At 59.4% G+C, this 17833-nt stretch carries 11 protein-coding genes; 6 read left to right on the forward strand and 5 right to left on the reverse strand.

All coding sequences use genetic code 11. The annotated features are described in order from the left end of the window. The 4 genes from VK725_RS11315 to sucC all read right to left on the reverse strand — a co-directional run. Positions 1-1302 (reverse strand): NAD(P)-binding protein (locus VK725_RS11315; RefSeq protein WP_325318158.1); only part of this gene is annotated, 1302 nt, incomplete at its 3' end. Then, positions 1302-2282 carry an acetoacetate decarboxylase family protein gene (locus VK725_RS11320; protein WP_325318159.1) on the reverse strand — a complete coding sequence of 327 codons (981 nt, stop codon included), beginning with the start codon at positions 2280-2282 and terminating at the stop codon, positions 1302-1304. The genes VK725_RS11315 and VK725_RS11320, both read right to left, overlap by 1 nt. Positions 2283-2486: 204 nt before the next feature. Then, complete coding sequence (gene sucD / locus VK725_RS11325) at positions 2487-3365, reverse strand: succinate--CoA ligase subunit alpha (RefSeq protein ID WP_325318160.1); 879 nt, start codon at positions 3363-3365, stop codon at positions 2487-2489. A gap of 14 nt (positions 3366-3379) precedes the next feature. Then, positions 3380-4540 carry an ADP-forming succinate--CoA ligase subunit beta gene (sucC, locus tag VK725_RS11330; protein WP_325318161.1) on the reverse strand — a complete coding sequence of 387 codons (1161 nt, stop codon included), beginning with the start codon at positions 4538-4540 and terminating at the stop codon, positions 3380-3382. A gap of 289 nt (positions 4541-4829) precedes the next feature. Between sucC and VK725_RS11335 the strand changes: the two genes are divergently transcribed. Next, positions 4830-6449: a sensor histidine kinase gene (locus VK725_RS11335; protein WP_325318162.1), complete on the forward strand. Its 1620-nt coding sequence runs from the start codon at positions 4830-4832 to the stop codon at positions 6447-6449. Positions 6450-6467: 18 nt separating this feature from the next. On the opposite strand, the gene VK725_RS11340 is transcribed toward VK725_RS11335, so the two are convergent. Further along, on the reverse strand, positions 6468-7430 hold the full coding sequence (locus VK725_RS11340; RefSeq protein WP_325318168.1) for a LacI family DNA-binding transcriptional regulator: 963 nt from the start codon (positions 7428-7430) through the stop codon (positions 6468-6470). Positions 7431-7710: 280 nt separating this feature from the next. On the opposite strand from VK725_RS11340, the gene pgmB reads away from it, so the two are divergent. The 5 genes from pgmB to VK725_RS11365 all read left to right on the forward strand — a co-directional run. Further along, positions 7711-10731 (forward strand): beta-phosphoglucomutase, encoded by a 3021-nt coding sequence (pgmB, locus tag VK725_RS11345; RefSeq protein ID WP_325318163.1) that lies wholly within the window; start codon positions 7711-7713, stop codon positions 10729-10731. A gap of 68 nt (positions 10732-10799) precedes the next feature. Continuing rightward, positions 10800-13367, forward strand: coding sequence for a TonB-dependent receptor (locus tag VK725_RS11350; RefSeq protein WP_325318164.1), 2568 nt, complete (start codon positions 10800-10802; stop codon positions 13365-13367). Positions 13368-13559: 192 nt separating this feature from the next. Further along, on the forward strand, positions 13560-14825 hold the full coding sequence (locus VK725_RS11355; RefSeq protein WP_325318165.1) for an MFS transporter: 1266 nt from the start codon (positions 13560-13562) through the stop codon (positions 14823-14825). Between the two features lie 45 nt (positions 14826-14870). Further along, positions 14871-17117 (forward strand): glycosyl hydrolase family 95 catalytic domain-containing protein, encoded by a 2247-nt coding sequence (locus VK725_RS11360; RefSeq protein ID WP_325318166.1) that lies wholly within the window; start codon positions 14871-14873, stop codon positions 17115-17117. A 25-nt stretch (positions 17118-17142) separates the two neighbouring features. After that, positions 17143-17833 (forward strand): tetratricopeptide repeat protein (locus VK725_RS11365; protein WP_325318167.1); only part of this gene is annotated, 691 nt, incomplete at its 3' end.

A 17833-nucleotide genomic window follows, 5' to 3' on the forward strand; every position in this document is an offset into this window, starting at 1 on the left:
ATTGTAAAGCGGTTGGGACGGCCAACATGGCAAGTCGTTGACATTCACAAGCGGGTCGTAATCGTCGCCGACCAAACGTACCTGCTGCTCGAGTTCGATTTCAGCGACGTGTTGGCTGCTCGCGTCTGCACGCAACTCGCAAAGTTTATGAAAGTAATGAAAGCGTACGCCGCGACGCTTGAGTACTTCATGGATTGGCGCAAAAACGACGTCGCCCATGCCAGCCTGCATCTTGTACATCAACGCGCCGCGATACCCGAGACCCACCTTGAGCATGCCCCGCAGCATCGTTCCCGCCTCAATGTTCGGCTGATCCGGATCGCCGTTCTTGTACGCGAACACGAGATCGTAGAAACCGCGCACGGGTGCGCCATCGACGCTCACGGGCTGCGCACCATTGCGCGTCATCCACGCGCGGAAATCGATATGGTTGATGGCCTCGAAACCTTTACCGACGACATCATCCGCGATCATGCCGATGCCGACGGCCAGCGACAGGTCGAGTGCAAGATACAAACGGCGCCAATCGTCGGACCACGTATCCGGGTTGCCGAAAAGTTGACCGACATCGTGCAACGCATGCTGCAACTCTTGCAGCAGCTTCAATACATCCGGCCACACCGAATCTTTGGGGTCGCTTGGCTTGGGGGATTGCGCTGCCAATCGCGCAAGGTCTCGCGCTTTGGCCGCCACGACGATCGGATCGCCCACATCTTCATACGCCTTCAGCCCTGCGTGCGCTGCCGTGATGAGATCGCGCAAGCGGCTTTCGCGGTGTTCTCCCATACGGAACGGCCGCCCGTGATGTTCGAAGTAAGCGACCGCCCACGACTCGAACCACGAACGCTGCCAGTCCAGCAGATCCGCGATGATGGCCTCGACCGTTTGCGGTTCTCGTGGCGTACCGGGTGTGCCGGGCAACTCCGGAGTTTCGATGGGCCAAACGCGCCAGGTGCTTTCGATCAATTCGGACAGGCATACGTAATGCTGCGGCTTGAACGCGTCCGTCCACGCCGCCAACGGACTTTCAGGCGGCCTGCCGAGTTCGGCATACGTCTGCTGCATCAGGTTGAAGGCGTTGTCGTAGAAACCGAACCAGATGTGCAGCCCGTGCTCCTCGATGCGCTGCGCGATGTCGGCATTGCGGCCGCTGGCGCCCTTGCCGCCAAGACGCCAACCCATTTGGTACACATCGATTTGATACTTCTCTTGCCAGTTATCGTTGCTTGTCAACCAGAATGCCGCCGTCATCGCACCGACACCGCCACCGAGAATGGCGATGCGCTGAGGTTGTGTCGCCATTACGAGTGCTCCTGATCCAATTTGGAGTTGTCGACAAGCTCGATGCCTTCCTTCACTTCGAAATCGAATTCGAGATAAAAGCCGCAATGCGCCTGCTGTTCGCCGATGACCCAGCCCAGCGTGTGATGGAGCGGAAAACTCTCGAACGGGTGCAGCGTAAGATCGTAGCGACCACTCAGCAGCGACAGTTTGCGAATTTCCTTGACCTTCGCCGATGCAACGACAATCGCCTGATACACGGCACGATGACCGCTGCCATCAGGAAATTGCTTGAGAAAAATCTGATCGACGCCGGGAAAGAAATCGAACCATTCGTCGAATTTCTTTCGCCACGCCGGGTGTGTATCCCAGAAGCCGGGTGTTTCGTGCATGCACGAAATCAGACCTTCGCGCCACGCCAGAACATCTTTGGCAGGCTCATCCGTCACACCGGCGGTTGCATTCAGATCGACCAGCGGATGGACCGCCAATTTCGTTTCCATCGAATACGGCTGGAAGCCTTTTGCCGCGAGTCGAAATGTCGAGGGCGGCTGGTCCGGCCCGGGCATCGCATACGAACATTCGTATTTGGGATAGCCGTACAATTCGCGCCCGTTGATGAGCGCCATGCAATCGTCGACCCAGATGTGTAATGGATACGCGTAGAACGTCGGGAAGACTTCACCGGGCCTCGTCCCGCCAATCATCACCCAGGCGACGATGTCGACTTCCTTGCCCCAGCCCTTGACGAGATCGACGGGATAATCGCTGTGCGCATGCGTGATTTCGGCAAAGCTCAAAAGCACGTAATGCGTGAGCACCGTAAAATGGATTTCCCCGCGACTGCATGCGTTGAGCGTGCGATCCACACTCGCCTGAAGTTTCTCCAGATCCCCGGGAACCCAGAACCCGTAGAGGCGCGCCTGATCCAGCGCGAGCGTCGGGTGCATCAGCGGCGACCCGGGTGAGTAGATGAACGGCGGACGTGACTCTGCAGCCATGCGAGCATCCCCCAATGCGTCATGCGTAGATGTTTACGCTGACACGAAAGTCGTCGTTTGTCGATTGACTTTGTGTGTCCGCCATGTTTCAGGCCACGCTTTTTTGGCCTTTGCTCGTCATTCCAGCGAAAGCTGGAATGACGGCAAAAGCAAAAAAAGGGCCGCGTTTCCGCGGCCCTTTGCCTATCGCCGAAGCGATAAGGATTACTTCTTCTTCAATAACCCAGCCAGGGTCTTGCCCAGGTCGGCCGGCGACTTCACCGTCGTCACGCCCGCCTTTTCCAGCGCCGCAAACTTGGCAGCAGCCGTACCCTTGCCGCCGGAGATGATGGCGCCAGCATGGCCCATGCGTTTGCCGGCCGGAGCCGACGCGCCTGCGATGAAGGACACCACCGGCTTCTTGACGTATTCGCCAATGAACTCAGCGGCTTCTTCCTCTGCGCTGCCACCGATTTTACCGACCATGATGATGCCTTCGGTCTGCGGATCGTCCTGGAACAGCTTCAGGCAGTCGATGAAGTTCAGGCCGTTGATCGGGTCGCCACCGATACCGATACAGGTGGACTGGCCCAGGCCTTCGTTGGTGGTCTGGAACACGGCTTCGTACGTCAGCGTGCCGGAACGCGACACGATGCCGACCTTGCCCGGCTTGTGGATGTGGCCCGGCATGATGCCGATCTTGCATTCGCCCGGGGTGATGATGCCGGGGCAGTTCGGCCCGATCAGCACGGTTTCCGGATGTTGTGCCAGCACGTTCTTCACGCGCAGCATGTCCAGCACCGGGATGCCTTCGGTGATGGTGACGATGACGCGCACGCCGGCGTCGATCGCTTCCATGATCGAATCGGCTGCGAACGGCGGCGGCACGAAGATCACCGACGCATCGGCACCGGTTTCGTCGACGGCTTCGGCCACGCTGTTGAAGACCGGCAGACCGATGTGCTCGGTACCGCCCTTGCCCGGCGTGACGCCGCCGACCACCTTGGTGCCGTAGTCGATCGCCTGTTCGGCGTGGAAGGTGCCCTGCTGGCCGGTGAAGCCCTGCACGATCACCTTGGTGTTTTTATTAACGAGAACGCTCATGACTTAGATGCTCCTCACTTCGCGGCGGCCACGGCTTTCTTCGCCGCGTCGTTGAGATCGTCAGCCGGCGTAATCGCCAGACCGGAGTTGGCCAGCAGTTCGCGGCCCTTCTCCACGTTGGTGCCCTGCAGGCGCACCACCACCGGAATCTTCAGACCCACTTCCTTCACCGCGGCGATGATGCCTTCGGCGATCAGGTCGCAGCGAACGATGCCGCCGAAGATGTTGACCAGGATGGCCTTCACCTTGTCGGAGGAAAGAATCAGCTTGAATGCTTCGGTGACGCGCTCTTTCGTCGCGCCGCCACCCACATCGAGGAAGTTGGCCGGCTCACCGCCTGCCAGCTTGATCACGTCCATGGTCGCCATGGCCAGACCCGCGCCGTTGACCATGCAGCCGATGTTGCCGTCCATGGTCACGTAGTTGAGGTTGTGCTGCACGGCAGCCGCTTCGGCGGCGTCCTCCTGCGTGAGGTCGCGCATTTTCGCCAAATCCGGATGACGAAATTCGGCGTTGTCGTCGGAATTGACCTTGCCGTCGAGGGCGGCGAGGTTGCCGTCTTCGAGAATGGCCAGCGGGTTGAGCTCGACCAGCGAGAGGTCTTTCTCGTTGAACAGCTTGTACAGGCCCAGCATGATCTTGGTCAGCTGCGTCACCTGCTTGGCATTCAAATCCATCGCGAAGCCGAGCTGGCGGCACTGATAGGGCTGCAGGCCTTCGACGAAGTCCACCACGATGGTGTGGATATCGTCCGGAGTTTCCTTGGCCACCTGTTCGATGTCCACGCCGCCATGCTTGGAGGCGATGAAGGTGACGGCCTTGCTGTCGCGGTCGACCAAAATCGACAGATACAGCTCCTTGGCGATATTCGTGGCATCGGTAACCAGCACCAGGTTCACCGGCAACGCGCGGCCGGCGGACTGGTAGGTTTCCATGCTCTTGCCCAGCATGCCCTTGGCAGCGGCATGGACGTCATCCAGGCTCTTGCAGAACTTGACACCGCCGGCCTTGCCGCGACCACCTGCGTGGATCTGGGCCTTGACCATCCATTGCGAACCACCAAGGTGCTTGGCGGCGTCGACAGCGGCGTCGGGGGAATTGGCGACTTTGCCCGGCGGTACGGCGATGCCGTAGTGCGCGAACAGCTCTTTAGCCTGGTACTCGTGGAAATTCATTCGATACCTCGAGTGAATGGGGAAAGATCAGGCCTGCGCGATGGCAGCGGCACAGGCGGGGACGACGAACGGCGGTGATACGGCACTGCCGGCGTGCAGTGCGCTGCAGCCATGCATCGACATGACGAAAACCGCGCAATACGGCCCGGTATTTTCGCAGCAGGCGGACCCAATGGAAAGGGGCAGGCCAAGTCCTTGGCCGCAAAAGGTTTCGTACCCGCCACCCATGGCGGGTGCGGCTCACCTGCCGATACACTGAACCGCCCCCCGTTGCCGAGTGCCACAACCTGTGACCAATCGCGCGCTGACCGACACCACCAACAGCACGACCACGCGCCACGAATTGCTGTTCCTGAATTATTTCAGGCTGGCGCAGGGGCTGGTTTACGTCGGACTCGCCTTCACGCCGGTCGGCGTGGGTTGGCCGCACCTGGACAACATCGGCCTGGCGCGCATCGTCGCCGTGCTGTATGTGCTGTTCGCCATCGCCATCGTGTCTGTCACGCATGTGACACGAACGCTGGGCTGGCTGGCGATTCTCACCACGCTACTGGTCGACATCGTCGCCGCCGTTCTGGCCATTAGCGCCATGAACGATGCCCGCATCGGCATCGCCATGATGCTCGCGGTGAACCTCGCGGCAGGCGCACTGCTGTTGCCGCTGCGGTTGGCGTTATTCCTGGCAGCGCTCGCGACACTCGGTGTACTGGGACGAGCACTGCTTAATCTGCCGCATCTTGCAACCACGGACGATCGCGACTTTCTGGAATCGGGCCTGTTCGGCATGGCCTATTTCGCGATCGTCGTGCTTTGCAATGTGCTTGGTCGTCAATTGCGCGCGAGCGAAGCGTTGGCTGAACAACGCAGCATCGACCTGGTCAACCTGGCGCAGGTCAACGAGCTGATCATTCGTCGCATGAAGACGGGCGTATTGCTGGTGGACGATGCCAATCGCATTCACCAGATCAACGAATCGGCGTGGATGCTGCTGGGCAATCCGTCCTCCGATCAGCGCGACCTGGGCCGCGTGGCGCCGGAACTGTCGCGCCGCCTTTATCACTGGATTACGTCGGGCAAGCTCGACGAAATGGCGACACAACTTGCCGATGGCATGCCCGAAGTGGTGCCGCGCTTCAGCCGACTGGCACCGAATGACGATTCGCTGGTGCTGATCTTCCTCGATGACACGTCGCTAGTTTCACGTCGTGCAGAAGAACTGACGCTCAGTTCGTTGGGCCGACTTTCCGCATCGATCGCGCATGAGATTCGCAACCCGCTCGCGGCCATTCGTTATTCGGCGCAGCTACTCGCCGAATCGACGGAGATGAATCCCACCGATTTGCGCATGGTGGAGATCATCAACAATCACTGCAGCCGCTTGAACGAGATCATCGAGAATATCCTGCAGCTGTCGCGACGCGAGCGCTCGCGTCCGGAGACGCTCAACCTCGGCGATTGGTCGCACAGTTTTGTCGAGGAATACCGGCAAGGTAACGATCTGGGGGCCGATTCGCTGCGCGTGATCGACAACAGTCCCGCACCGGTCGCCGCCGTCGCCGACCCCCAGCAATTGCAGCAGGTGATCTGGAATCTCGTACAGAACGCATTGCGCTATGGACGCATGCCGGGCGAGCCGGCACGCGTCATGGTGGTCGTGCGGCACGGCGAACATGGCGTACCGATTCTGGAAGTGATCGATCGTGGCCCCGGTATCGCACCGAAGGTCGCCGCGCAGATCTTCGAGCCGTTCTACACCACGCACGAATACGGCACCGGCCTGGGACTGTACCTTGCCAAGCAAATGGCGGAAGCCAATCAGGCCGTCCTGGAATACGTGCGCGTGGCCGGCGGCGGAAGCTGTTTCAGGTTGGTGCTGACGCCACCCGTTCGCATTGAACCGACGGCATGAGCTGATGCAAGGCCACCTTTAGGTCGCACGCACCACCAACGTCGTGGCCATCATCTGCGATTGCACCGAATGCCCGTGAATCTGCGCGAGCACTTTGCGCGCGAGCAATACGCCACCTTCCTGCCAGTTCTGACGCACCGTACTCAACGGCGGCAGAAAACTCGCGCCCAGAGGCGTGTCGTCATAGCCGATGACGGATACATCGTTCGGCACCGACTGGCCGAGCTCTACCAGCGCACGAATCGCCCCCATCGCCAGCAAGTCGCTGCACGCAAAAATGGAATCGAAACGGACCTTGCGCTCCCACAACGAGCGCACGGCTTCAATGCCCGATTCCAACGTAAAGTCCGCCCGGCGCAATAACAACGGCTTGATGCCGTGGTTGGCCAGCTCGTCGACAAATCCGAACAGACGCTGCGCCATCTCCGGGTGATCGGGATTACCGATGAACACCGGATGGCGTCGCCCAATGGAAATGAAACGCTCGGCCGCACTGATGCCGCCCTGGCGGTTATCGCTACCCACCACGATATGGTTGTCGCCACCCTGTTCGGCAGCACCCCACACCACCATGGGCATACCGAGCCGGTCGTAGAAACGCACCGCATCCTGGTGCGCGCCCTGACCAAGCAGAATCAGACCGTCGGCCGCCTGCACCGGCGCATCGGTGGCGCCTTGCCGCGTGGTGAGCAGAACACTGTAGCCGGCCGAAGTGAGTTCCTGCGAAATACCGCCGAGCAGCGATAGCGGATAGGGATCCCACATCGTGCGTCCCGATGACGGCTTCATCTCCACGATCACCGCCACGGTGTGACTGCGCCGCAAGCGCAGATTGCGTGCACTGACATTGAGTTTGTACCCGTGCTTGCGCGCCAACGCCTGCACGCGCTCGCGTGTCTCGGCATTCACCAGCGGGCTTTCGCTCAATGCACGGGAGACCGTGATCTTGGAGACCCCCGCCAGCTCGGCCAGATCCGCCATGGTCAGGCTGGGTCGTTGCGCGACGGGTTGTTTCTTCTTGGTGTGCGTCAAGCGGCAGACCTTCGAATGACGGTGGGCGGTGCGAGGGCAAGTGTGGCCTGTGGCCGTCGAGACGTCCAATTCCCTGCCACACACCCCCTTCTCATCCTTGGCTTCAAATGGTGCTTTGCATCAATGATATCGATATCTTGATATCGATATCATTCACTCTTATGCTCGGCCCCGACAGCCCCTCGGGGCCTACGAAAAGATCAAGTAGAAGATGCCAAGGGGAGAAAGCGTGCTCAGCCACGATGTGCCATCGCATGCCACGGAGACGGCACCCCAGGCATCGACCGATCCCTGGCGGATGGTGATTGCGCATCGCCCGACCGAAAGCGAGCAAGCCAGGCTCGAAAGCCTGTTTGCGCTCGCCAACGGCACGCTGGGCGTGCGCGGTGGTCTGGAAGAAGGCCGCAGTCCGACCCAGGGCACTTTTCTTACCGGGGTGTGGGAACGCACCCCGATCGAATATCACGAACGTTTTCCCGGTTTCGCCCGTACCACCGACACACGCGTGCCCGTCCCCGACGGCACGCGCATCGATGTACGCCTGGGCGAAACCCTGGTGGATCTCAACGAAGGCGAATGGCTGGCGTTCGAGCAAACGCTCGATCTAAAGGCCGGTTGTCTGCAACGAACACTGCACTGGCGCTCTCCCACCGGCGTGACTTTGCAGTTCGACGCGGAGCGGATCGTACCCCTGCACACGCACTCCCTCGTGTGCATCCGCTTTCGCGTCACCTCTACTGACTACAGCGGCCCCATTACCCTGGAATCGGCCCTGGTCGCCAACAACGTCGCTGCTGCACAAGGCGACGATCCGCGCATCGGCGCGCGCATCGAAGGCGGGTTGAGTATCACCGCCTCCGACGCCGATGAAATGCTCGCGTCGATCTGCCAGCGCACGCGCAACAGCCATATCCGGCTCGCCAGCGGGCAACGTCACCGCATTGCGCAGGGTTTGCATTTCGCTCGCGCGATCCTCGAAGACGGACAAGGTGTACAGCAGCATTACACCGCGGACATGCAACCGCGCGACAGCGTGGTGCTGGAAAAGTATGTTGCCTATGCGTGGAGCCAACCGGAAGGCAAGGACTCGGAAACCGCGTTGCTGCACAACGTCACCGCAACGCTGGAAAACGCACTCTCGCAAAGCTTCGATGCCCATCGTGCGGACCAGGCCGACGCCTGCGACACATTCTGGCGCGAAGTCGATTTGTCGATCGACGGTGCTCCCGACATTGAGCAAGCGCTGCGCTTCAATCTATTCCATCTGCTGCAATCGACCGGACGCGACGGAAGCGGAAGCGCTGCCGCGAAAGGACTGACCGGCGAAGGCTACGAAGGTCATTATTTCTGGGATGCCGAAGCCTTTATTCTTCCGGTATTGGCACTCACGTCGCCGGAACAGGCGCGCAGCATGCTCCAGTACCGCGTGAACACGCTGGATCGCGCGCGCGCTCACGCACGTGAAATGAATCACCCGCTCGGCGCGCTGTATGCATGGCGAACCATCAGCGGCGACGAATGTTCCGCTTACTTCCCTTCCGGCTCGGCGCAATACCACATCAATGGCGCCATCGCGTTCGCGATACGACTGTATGTCGACGCCACCGGCGACACCGACTTGCTCGTCGACGGCGGCGCGGAAGTGCTGTTCGAGACGGCGCGTATCTGGCTGCAGGCCGGCACCTACAACCCGCGCCGCGGCAACGCCTTCTGCATTTGCCAGGTGACAGGTCCAGACGAATACACCGCGCTGGTCGACAACAACTACTACACCAATCACATGGCGCAGCAGCATCTGCGTTACGCCGCCGTGGTTGCCGCACAGTTGGCGAATGATCGCCCGGACGAATTCGCGCGCATCGCCGCAGCCATCCATCTCTCGGAAAAAGAAATCGCCGGGTGGCTATCCGCTGCGGATGCGATGTATCTCCCGGTCGACCCTGCGCTGAACATCTTTCCGCAGGACGACGATTTTCTCGACAAGCCCCGACTCGCCATTGCACAACATGGCAACCACGGTCATCGTCCGTTGCTGCTGCAGTTGCATCCGCTCACCATCTATCGCCACCAAGTGTGCAAGCAGGCCGACGTGTTGCAGGCGTTTGTGCTGGCCGGCAACGCCATCGACAAAGACAGCAAACGCCGCAACTTCGATTACTACGAAGGCGTCACCGTGCACGATTCCACGCTGTCGGCCTCCACGTTCAGCATCGTTGCCGCCGAGGTGGGTTACGCCGACAAGGCGTACAAGTATTTCCTCGATACACTGCGCGTTGACTTGGACAACCTGCACGGCAACACGTCGCACGGCGTGCATATGGCTGCCATGGCAGGCAGTTGGCTTGCCTTCGCGTGGGGATTTGGTGGCATGCGTTCCGTGAATGGACGCCCATCGTTCGCGCCGGCGCTTCCTGCCGCGTGGCGCGGTTATCAATTCGGCATACGCTGGCAGAACAGTCATATTCGCGTGTCCGTCACGAAAAATGGTGTGGACTACCTTCTGCGCGAAGGTACGTCAACGGAAATTCTGCATCACGGAAAGCTTTTGGTATTAAGCCCGAGACAGACCGTCAGCATGCCGCTGCAAGCTACTGCTTTACCGTCGCCACTATTGAAGGGAGTCATTTTCGATCTCGATGGTGTCATCGCCGACACTGCCGTGGTGCATCACGCGGCTTGGCAGAAGCTCGCATCGGAAGTAGGTATTCCGTTCGACGATACCGTGGGCGAACGGTTGAAAGGCGTCGATCGCCGCGGCTCGCTCGATATTCTTCTGGAGAAATCGCCGCGCGCGTTTTCCGAAGACGAAAAAGAAGCCCTCGCTACGCGCAAGAACAACTATTACCGCGAACAGATCGAACGCTTCGGCCCGCAAAATTTGTTGCCAGGCGCACAAAAAGCGATCGAATCGGTGCGTCGCGCCGGATTGAAGACGGCGCTGGCTTCTGCCAGCCGCAATGCATCGCTTTTGCTGGAACGACTCGGCATCGCCGATCTTTTCGATTACGTGGTGGACGCCAACCACATCCATCGCGCCAAACCCGATCCTGAAATTTTCCTTGCCGCCGCACGCGGCCTCGGTCTGGCACCGAGCGAATGCCTCGGCGTGGAAGACGCCGCGGCAGGCATTGCCAGCATCCACTCAGCAGGGATGAAAGCGGTGGGAATTGGTCACGCGCAAGCGTTGGCCGGAGCAGACGTGCTGTTGCCGAACGTCGCCGCGTTCGACATCAGCTTGTTCAAGACATAACGCGGCCAACAGCAGACGTGGTTTACGCCACGCAAACATCTACAAAAACCGTTTGGGGAGAACGATCGATGAACAGCAAGTCTCTAACTCGTTTAGCACTACCAGCGGCGATCGCGGCCACGCTGATGTCCGGCGCCGTGTATGCCCAGCAGACCAGTCAGACAACGTCCACGCAAAGTTCGACCACCACAACGGCACCCGCCAGCACAACGCCACCGGCAAGCCCCGGTGCGCAGCAAGCGGCGAATGCGAAAAATGCCTCGACCCTGGAACAAGTCGTCGTGACAGGCACGGCGACGATGGGCGGCGTGAAGAAGATCGATGCAGCCTATTCGATCACCTCCATGTCCTCTCAAGAGATCAAGGAATCCAACCCCGTCAGCGCAGCCGATCTGCTGAAAGCATCGCCGGGCATTTTCCCGGAATCCTCCGGCGGCCAGACCGGTGCGAATATCGAAGTCGCGGGCTTCCCGGGCGGCGGCGACGCACCTTACGTCACGTTCCTGATGAACGGCTCGCCACTCTATCCCATGGCGCTATCCTTCCTGGATAACTCGTCGTTGACGCGTATTCCTGACGATACGATCGATCGCGTGGAAGTTGTGCAAGGCGGCCCCGCAGTGCTCTACGGCCCAGGTCAGCCGGGTGCCACGGTAAACCTTATCCAGAAGGAAGGCACCGACGTACCGTCCGGTGATATCGGTTATACGGCTGGCTCCGATGGTTTGCAGCGCATAGACGGCTTCCTTGGTTTCAAGATTGCAAACAACTGGTACGGCAGCGTAGGTGGCTGGTGGCGGCGCGATGACTATCGCGATCCGCAATTCACGGCCGACCAAGGCGGTTCTCTGGCCGCCACGCTGACGCGCGACTGGGATAGCGGCTCGCTGATGTTCTACGCGCGCGCGCTCAAAGACCACAATCAGTTCGTGACCGATACACCCATCTTGAACCCCAACAAGGGTGATTTTTCCAATTACCCAGGGTTCGATCCACTCTACGGAACGTTTAGCAGCAAAGCCGACCAATACGAAACGATCCAGGTCTCGCCGTGCCACCCACTGGGCTGCACGCCCGGGGGCATTCCGTTGAACTTGGCGAAGGGGCGCGGCGCCGACATCCATACGTTCGGCAGCAATTTCGACTGGGATTTCGGCAACGGTTGGTCGATCTCGAACAAGCTCGGTTTCACCGGCGGACAGATGAACACCATCTCGTTCTTCAGCACCGGGGCCAATCCGGAGTCGTTGAGCAGTTACATAGCGAGCGCAGAAACTGCCAACAACTTGCCAGCGGGCAGTCCGGTCACGGCCACCTACACCAACAACGGACAGGCGGCAAACCTAAACCAGAACGTCACCACGCAAGGTTATTGGTACGTACACAAGCGCCTCGCCACGATCAGCAATGAGTTCCACGTCAGCAAGGAACTGTTTGATGGCAACACGCTGACCCTGGGCAACTACACCGCGGTCTACAACGATCACGATACGTGGTACCTGGGTAACAACATGCTGCTGCAGGCGATCAGCAATCCGAATCCGATCGCGGTCGACATCGATGCCAACGGCAACACGTACCAGCTGGCCAGCCCGCAGGGCTTCGTCAGCGGACCGAGCACGGCGATCCAGGAACGATGGAACGGCTTTAATACCGCGTTCTTCCTGACCGATAGCTGGAAGTTGGATAACTGGTTGTTCGACGCCGGTTTCCGCGAGGAACGCCAGCAGCTCAGTGGCGGCATCCAGAATACGGCTACTGGCGATCTGGATGACAATCCACTCACCTTGTACAACAACAATTCGCAATATCTCGCATCGGGCTTGAATTACATCAAATACAAAAAGTCCGCGCCGTCATGGACCATTGGTGCGAACTACGAGTTCACCCCGAACATGAGTGCGTACGTACGACTCAATGACGGCGTGCACTTCCCTGGCTTTGACGATCTGCGCGGCGCGTACCCCGGCAGCGTTCCGGTGCAGAAGATTCATAACCAGGAAATCGGCTTCAAGTATCAGTCCAGTTGGGTGTATCTGGATGCCAGCGCCTACCACCGCCTGTTCTTCGGTGTGCCGTACAGCTATATCGGTCCGACAGGCCAAAATATCTCGCTGCTCTACGGTAGCAACACCAAGGGCCTGAATCTGTCGGCGACGTTCAAGCCGTTCGAAAACTTCACCGTGTTGTTGAGCGGCGACTACATGGAAGGTTACTACTCCAACACCGGCCTGGAGCCGTATACGACACAGTCGGGCGAGGCGGCATTCGCCAGTATGTATGGCAAGTATTTGCAGCGTCAGCCGCGCGTGCAGTTCCGTCTGCGGCCGGCCTACACGTTGCCGACGAGCTGGGGCAGCATCCGTGGATGGCTCACCTACGAGTACGTGGGCAGCCGCTACGGCGACCTGATCGAACAGCAGCCGTTGGGCAGCTACTACGACCTGAGTTTCGGCGTCCAGGCGATGGTCGGACAGCATTGGGAATACAGCGTCACCGGCACCAACATGACCAACCAGATCGGCATCACCGAAGGCAACGCGCGTCTGTTTGGCTTTGCCAGCACCGGCGGCGTGATTCTGGCTCGCTCCATCATGGGCCGCGAGGTTCAAGGCCAGATCAAATACAACTTCTGAAAACCGTTTGCTCCAGTGTTAATCGCCCTCCCCTCCCTGGGGCACCCATGGCCGGGTGTGAAAACACCCGGCCATGGTCTTTCCTGATCGCGTGAGTTGTAAAGTTGGTCCTGCCATGCGTGGCTCACGTATCGACTGCGACGGAGACAACGATGTATTCGACCACGCATTTACTCGGGTAGGCCGGTCACCATGAATCGATTTCGCATGATCGCTGCGCTGGCGTTGATCTACATGGTCTTCGCGATTCTGCTCAACAGCGTGGGTCCGGTCATCCTGCAATCGATTTCCACCTTTGGTGTCGACAAGCCGCAAGCGAGTCTGCTCGAGCTATTCAAGGATCTTCCGATTGCGATCACGTCGTTTCTGGTCGCGTCGTTTCTTCCGTTGCTGGGTTACCGCCGATCCATGATGACCGCGCTTGGCATCGTGGCGTGTGCATGTGTGCTGATGCCGTTGTATCCCAGTTTCCACACCACTGAATTACTTTTCACCTGTGTCGGCATTTCGTTCGCGCTGACCAAGGTCTCCGTGTATTCCTCGATTGGGCTTCTGACGAACGATCGAAGCGAGCACGGCCGACTTACTAACACCATTGAAGGTCTCTTCATGGTGGGCGTTCTTATTGCCGGCTTCTTGTTCAGTGCCTTTGTCGATCGCAGTGCGCCAGCCAATCCGTCGTGGCTGAATGTTTATTGGGTGCTCGCAGCGATCTGTGTACTGGTGATCGTCTTGCTTGCCACCTCGCAACTCGACGAATCGGAAGCACGCAGCAAAGAAACCAAGTCGATGCGCGGCTCGCTACTAGAAATGATGCATCTGTTCTTCCGGCCGCTGGTCTACGTCTTTCTCGCATCGGCATTTCTTTACGTATTGATCGAGCAGAGCTTCAGCACATGGCTACCGACGTTCAATAATGAAATTCTCAAGCTGCCAAATACCATGAGTATTCAGCTGTCGACGATCCTTGCCGCCGCGTCGGCGGTCGGCCGCATTGCCGCGGGTCAAGTATTGCGTCGCATGCCCTGGTACGTCCTATTGAATCTGTGCGTGGTCGGCATGGGCTTGCTGGTGATGCTCACCTTGCCACTGGCGCACGGCGTCACGGCACGCGCAAACGCCGGCTGGTTCAATGCACCGATTGCAGCCTATCTGATACCGTTAATCGGATTGCTGATGGCGCCGATCTACCCCGTCATCAATTCGGTGGCACTCAGTTCGTTGCCCAAACCGTCGCATGCGGCGATGACTGGTCTTATCGTCATTTTTTCCGCGCTGGGCGGCACACTTGGCTCGCGCATTACGGCCATCGTCTTTTCACGCTTCGATGGCATACACGCCTTTTATTTCTCGCTCGTTCCGATGCTGCTAATCCTGGTCACGCTGTTCCTCTTCAAACGGGAAACCGACCGCATCGGCCAGGCGACGGCATCCATTACGCGTCTCATCGCCAAATAGCGCCGGCAAGATGGGCAAGTGCGACGCATCAACGCTGGAGTTTCCATGACTTTGCGCCACCTGGGCATGACTGGTTTGTTTCTCGCCCTCTGCGGATGTGCTGCGAGCGCATTCAGCGCGACCGATCCGAGCTTTCTTCTCACGGGTACCGCCGACAACTTCGGCAGCTACTTTCCCACTTATCTGGCGAACGGTTATTTCTCCACCATGACGTCGCCACGCGGCACGGAACCCAATCGCGCGTACATGGTTGCCTTCATGGATTACAGCAAAGGCGACATTGCACGTCCGGCCGCGATTCCCGGCTGGAGCGAGATCGACTACAACCCTGGCGGCGGCTGGCTCAACGCCACGCGTCTGGATAAAAAAATCTTCGCCGATTATTCGCAGACGCTGGACATGCACGATGGCACGCTCACCACGCGTTATCGCTTCGATTACGCGAACAAACAGACCGACGTGCAGGTGATTACCTTCGTCAGTCAGGCCGACCCCCATCTCGCGGCGACGCAGATTTCCATCACGCCGCAGTTCGATGGCAACGTCGAACTCACCTTTCCAATTCGGCTCTGGTCCGAATATCAACCTCGCCTGCCGATCGGCAGCATGACGGGCGATCAGATGATCGCTGCCGTCATCGCGAGCGGACAGAGCCTGGACAACAAACCCATACCCACACCCGACCGCGCCGCGGTGTGGTATCCGGGATATACGCAAGTCCAATCGAGCGATGGAGATACCAAGCAGCTCACGCTATGGCTCGATGGTCGTGCCGCGCAAGGCCTCAGCATGGCCGAAGCAGCGGCCATTGCGCTACCGGCGGGGCTATCGGTCGATAGCGTAAAGCTCGACAAGACGTCGGATCTCTTGTCGTTGCATATCACCGCCAAAGTAAAAAAGGGCACGACCTACACGTTCACGAAGTACCTGGCAGCGTCGCGTCAGGATTGGGGTGGCACAGCGAAAGACGATGTGGCTTTGGCGCAACAGGCGCGTCAAACCGGTTTCAACACGCTGCTGGGCAGGCATCAATCCGCATGGCACGAGCTGTGGAAATCCGACATCGTCATAGACGGCGATCCGCAAGTGCAGAAAGCGGTTCATTCGGATCTCTATTACTTGCTGTCCAACACGACCATCGGTACGGCGTGGCCCATGGGCGCGTGCGCGCTTACGCCGAACTATGCGGGGCACGCGTTCTGGGATAGCGATTCCTGGGTGTTTCCTGCATTGCTTCTGTTGCATCCCGAACGAGCCAAACCCATCGTAATGTTCCGCAACCGCACCATGCAGCCGGCGCGTGAACGCGCGATTCAATACGGCGCCAAGGGAACGATGTATCCGTGGGAAGCCGATCCGCAGACCGGCGTCGATAACACACCGCACTTTGCGTACGGTGTGTATCGCGAGATTCATGTCAACGCCGATATCGCCATCGCGCAATGGCAGTACTACCTGGCCAGCAACGACACGGCGTGGCTCAAGCAATACGGTTGGCCGGTGATTCACGACGTCGCAGAATTCTGGGCGAGCCGGGTGACGTACAACCCGGCGAAAGATCGCTACGAAATCATGCATGTCACCTCGCCCGATGAAGCGTATGACGACGTGCCGAACGACTCGTTCACCAACGCTGCCGCACGCAAGGCACTTCTTATCGCCATCGACGTGGCAAAACTGACGGGACAACCGGCAGACCCGAAGTGGTCGGAGATTGCATCGAAGATGTACATCCCGTTCCTGGATAAGGAACAGCGTCATCTCGATTTCGACGAATCGGTTCCGCACGACAAGATCACCTGGATGGGTTCCTCGCTGGCGTGGTTGATGTATCCGAACCTCGATCTATCGATGTCCGACGCCGTGCGCCGCAACGACTTCGACTTCCAGCTGCACGAGCTGAAAGTGCACGGGGACGATCCCAACGAAATGATGATGGTGATGCTCGCTGTAGGCGCTTCGGAACTGGGCGACGCAAAATCAGCCGGGGACTGGATCCAGCGCAATCTCGTCGGATTCCTCAAACCACCCTTCAACGTGCGCACCGAAACGGTGGCGAATAACGCGGGCTACATCCTTGCGACGTCGGCGGGCTTCGTGCAAAGCATGGTGTACGGTTTCACCGGCCTGCGCATCGACGACAAGGGTCTGGACGCTGCCTACGCACCGCAACTTCCGCCATCATGGAAGTCGCTGAGGCTTCGTCACATCAGCTTCCGCGGCAAGCTTTACGACATCACCGTCCAGCGCGATGCATCGGGCAAAGCAACACTGATTCGCCAACCGCTATAACCATCCAACCCAACCACACGAGCCAATGTCCAACTTATCGCCCACCGTTCTCGATGCCATGCGGCATGTTGGCGTGTTGCTGCAAACGGGCGATTTTCGTGGCGCGCGCGATCGGCTCCAGGCGATCGTCGAACAACATCCCGACTACGCTGAAGCACTGCGCTTGCTCGGTGGCGTTCGACTGGCGCTGGGCGATAACGAAGGCGCCGAAGCGCTGTTGCGCAAAGCCGTGGCCGTCGATCCGGGCTGGGCACCCTCGCTGGCAACGCTCGGCGAGTTGCTGCTGAACAGCGGACGTCAGGACGAAGCGGTCCCGCTATTACAACGCGCGGCCCAGCGCATGCCGCACGCAGCCTTGTTGCTTGCGCGTTATTACAACGATCGCCAGCGCCCTGCCGAGGCGCTGGTCATCGCTGCACCGCTGTGCGCTTCCGGACAGGCCCCGGCGGAGCTGGTCACGCAACACGTCGCTGCACTTGCGGCGCTCGGACGCCAAAACGAAGCCGTCGGCTTTTATCGCAAGCTGTTGGACGCATCGCCCGACAATCCGGCCATCGCACACGCACTGGCGATTGCCTTGGCGGCAGCCTCCCAGCACGCCGAAGCCGAACGCGCCACCGATCACGCGCTCGCAAGCGGTCATAAGACGGCAGCCGTCTATTTCACGCATGCAAACAGCCAGATTGCACTGGGCGAGTTCGAACATGCGGAAACTT

The sequence above is a fragment of the Dyella sp. genome, from assembly GCF_035486915.1.
GTDB lineage: Bacteria > Pseudomonadota > Gammaproteobacteria > Xanthomonadales > Rhodanobacteraceae > Dyella_B.

Excerpts from the sequence above, each read along its gene's own strand:
- VK725_RS11320 (WP_325318159.1), bottom strand. The coding sequence starts at position 2,282 with ATGGCTGCAGAGTCACGTCCGCCGTTCATCTACTCACCCGGGTCGCCG.
- sucD (WP_325318160.1), bottom strand. The coding sequence starts at position 3,365 with ATGAGCGTTCTCGTTAATAAAAACACCAAGGTGATCGTGCAGGGCTTC.
- sucC (WP_325318161.1), bottom strand. The coding sequence starts at position 4,540 with ATGAATTTCCACGAGTACCAGGCTAAAGAGCTGTTCGCGCACTACGGC.
- VK725_RS11340 (WP_325318168.1), bottom strand. The coding sequence starts at position 7,430 with ATGGCGGATCTGGCCGAGCTGGCGGGGGTCTCCAAGATCACGGTCTCC.
- VK725_RS11350 (WP_325318164.1), top strand. The coding sequence starts at position 10,800 with ATGAACAGCAAGTCTCTAACTCGTTTAGCACTACCAGCGGCGATCGCG.
- VK725_RS11355 (WP_325318165.1), top strand. The coding sequence starts at position 13,560 with ATGAATCGATTTCGCATGATCGCTGCGCTGGCGTTGATCTACATGGTC.
- VK725_RS11360 (WP_325318166.1), top strand. The coding sequence starts at position 14,871 with ATGACTTTGCGCCACCTGGGCATGACTGGTTTGTTTCTCGCCCTCTGC.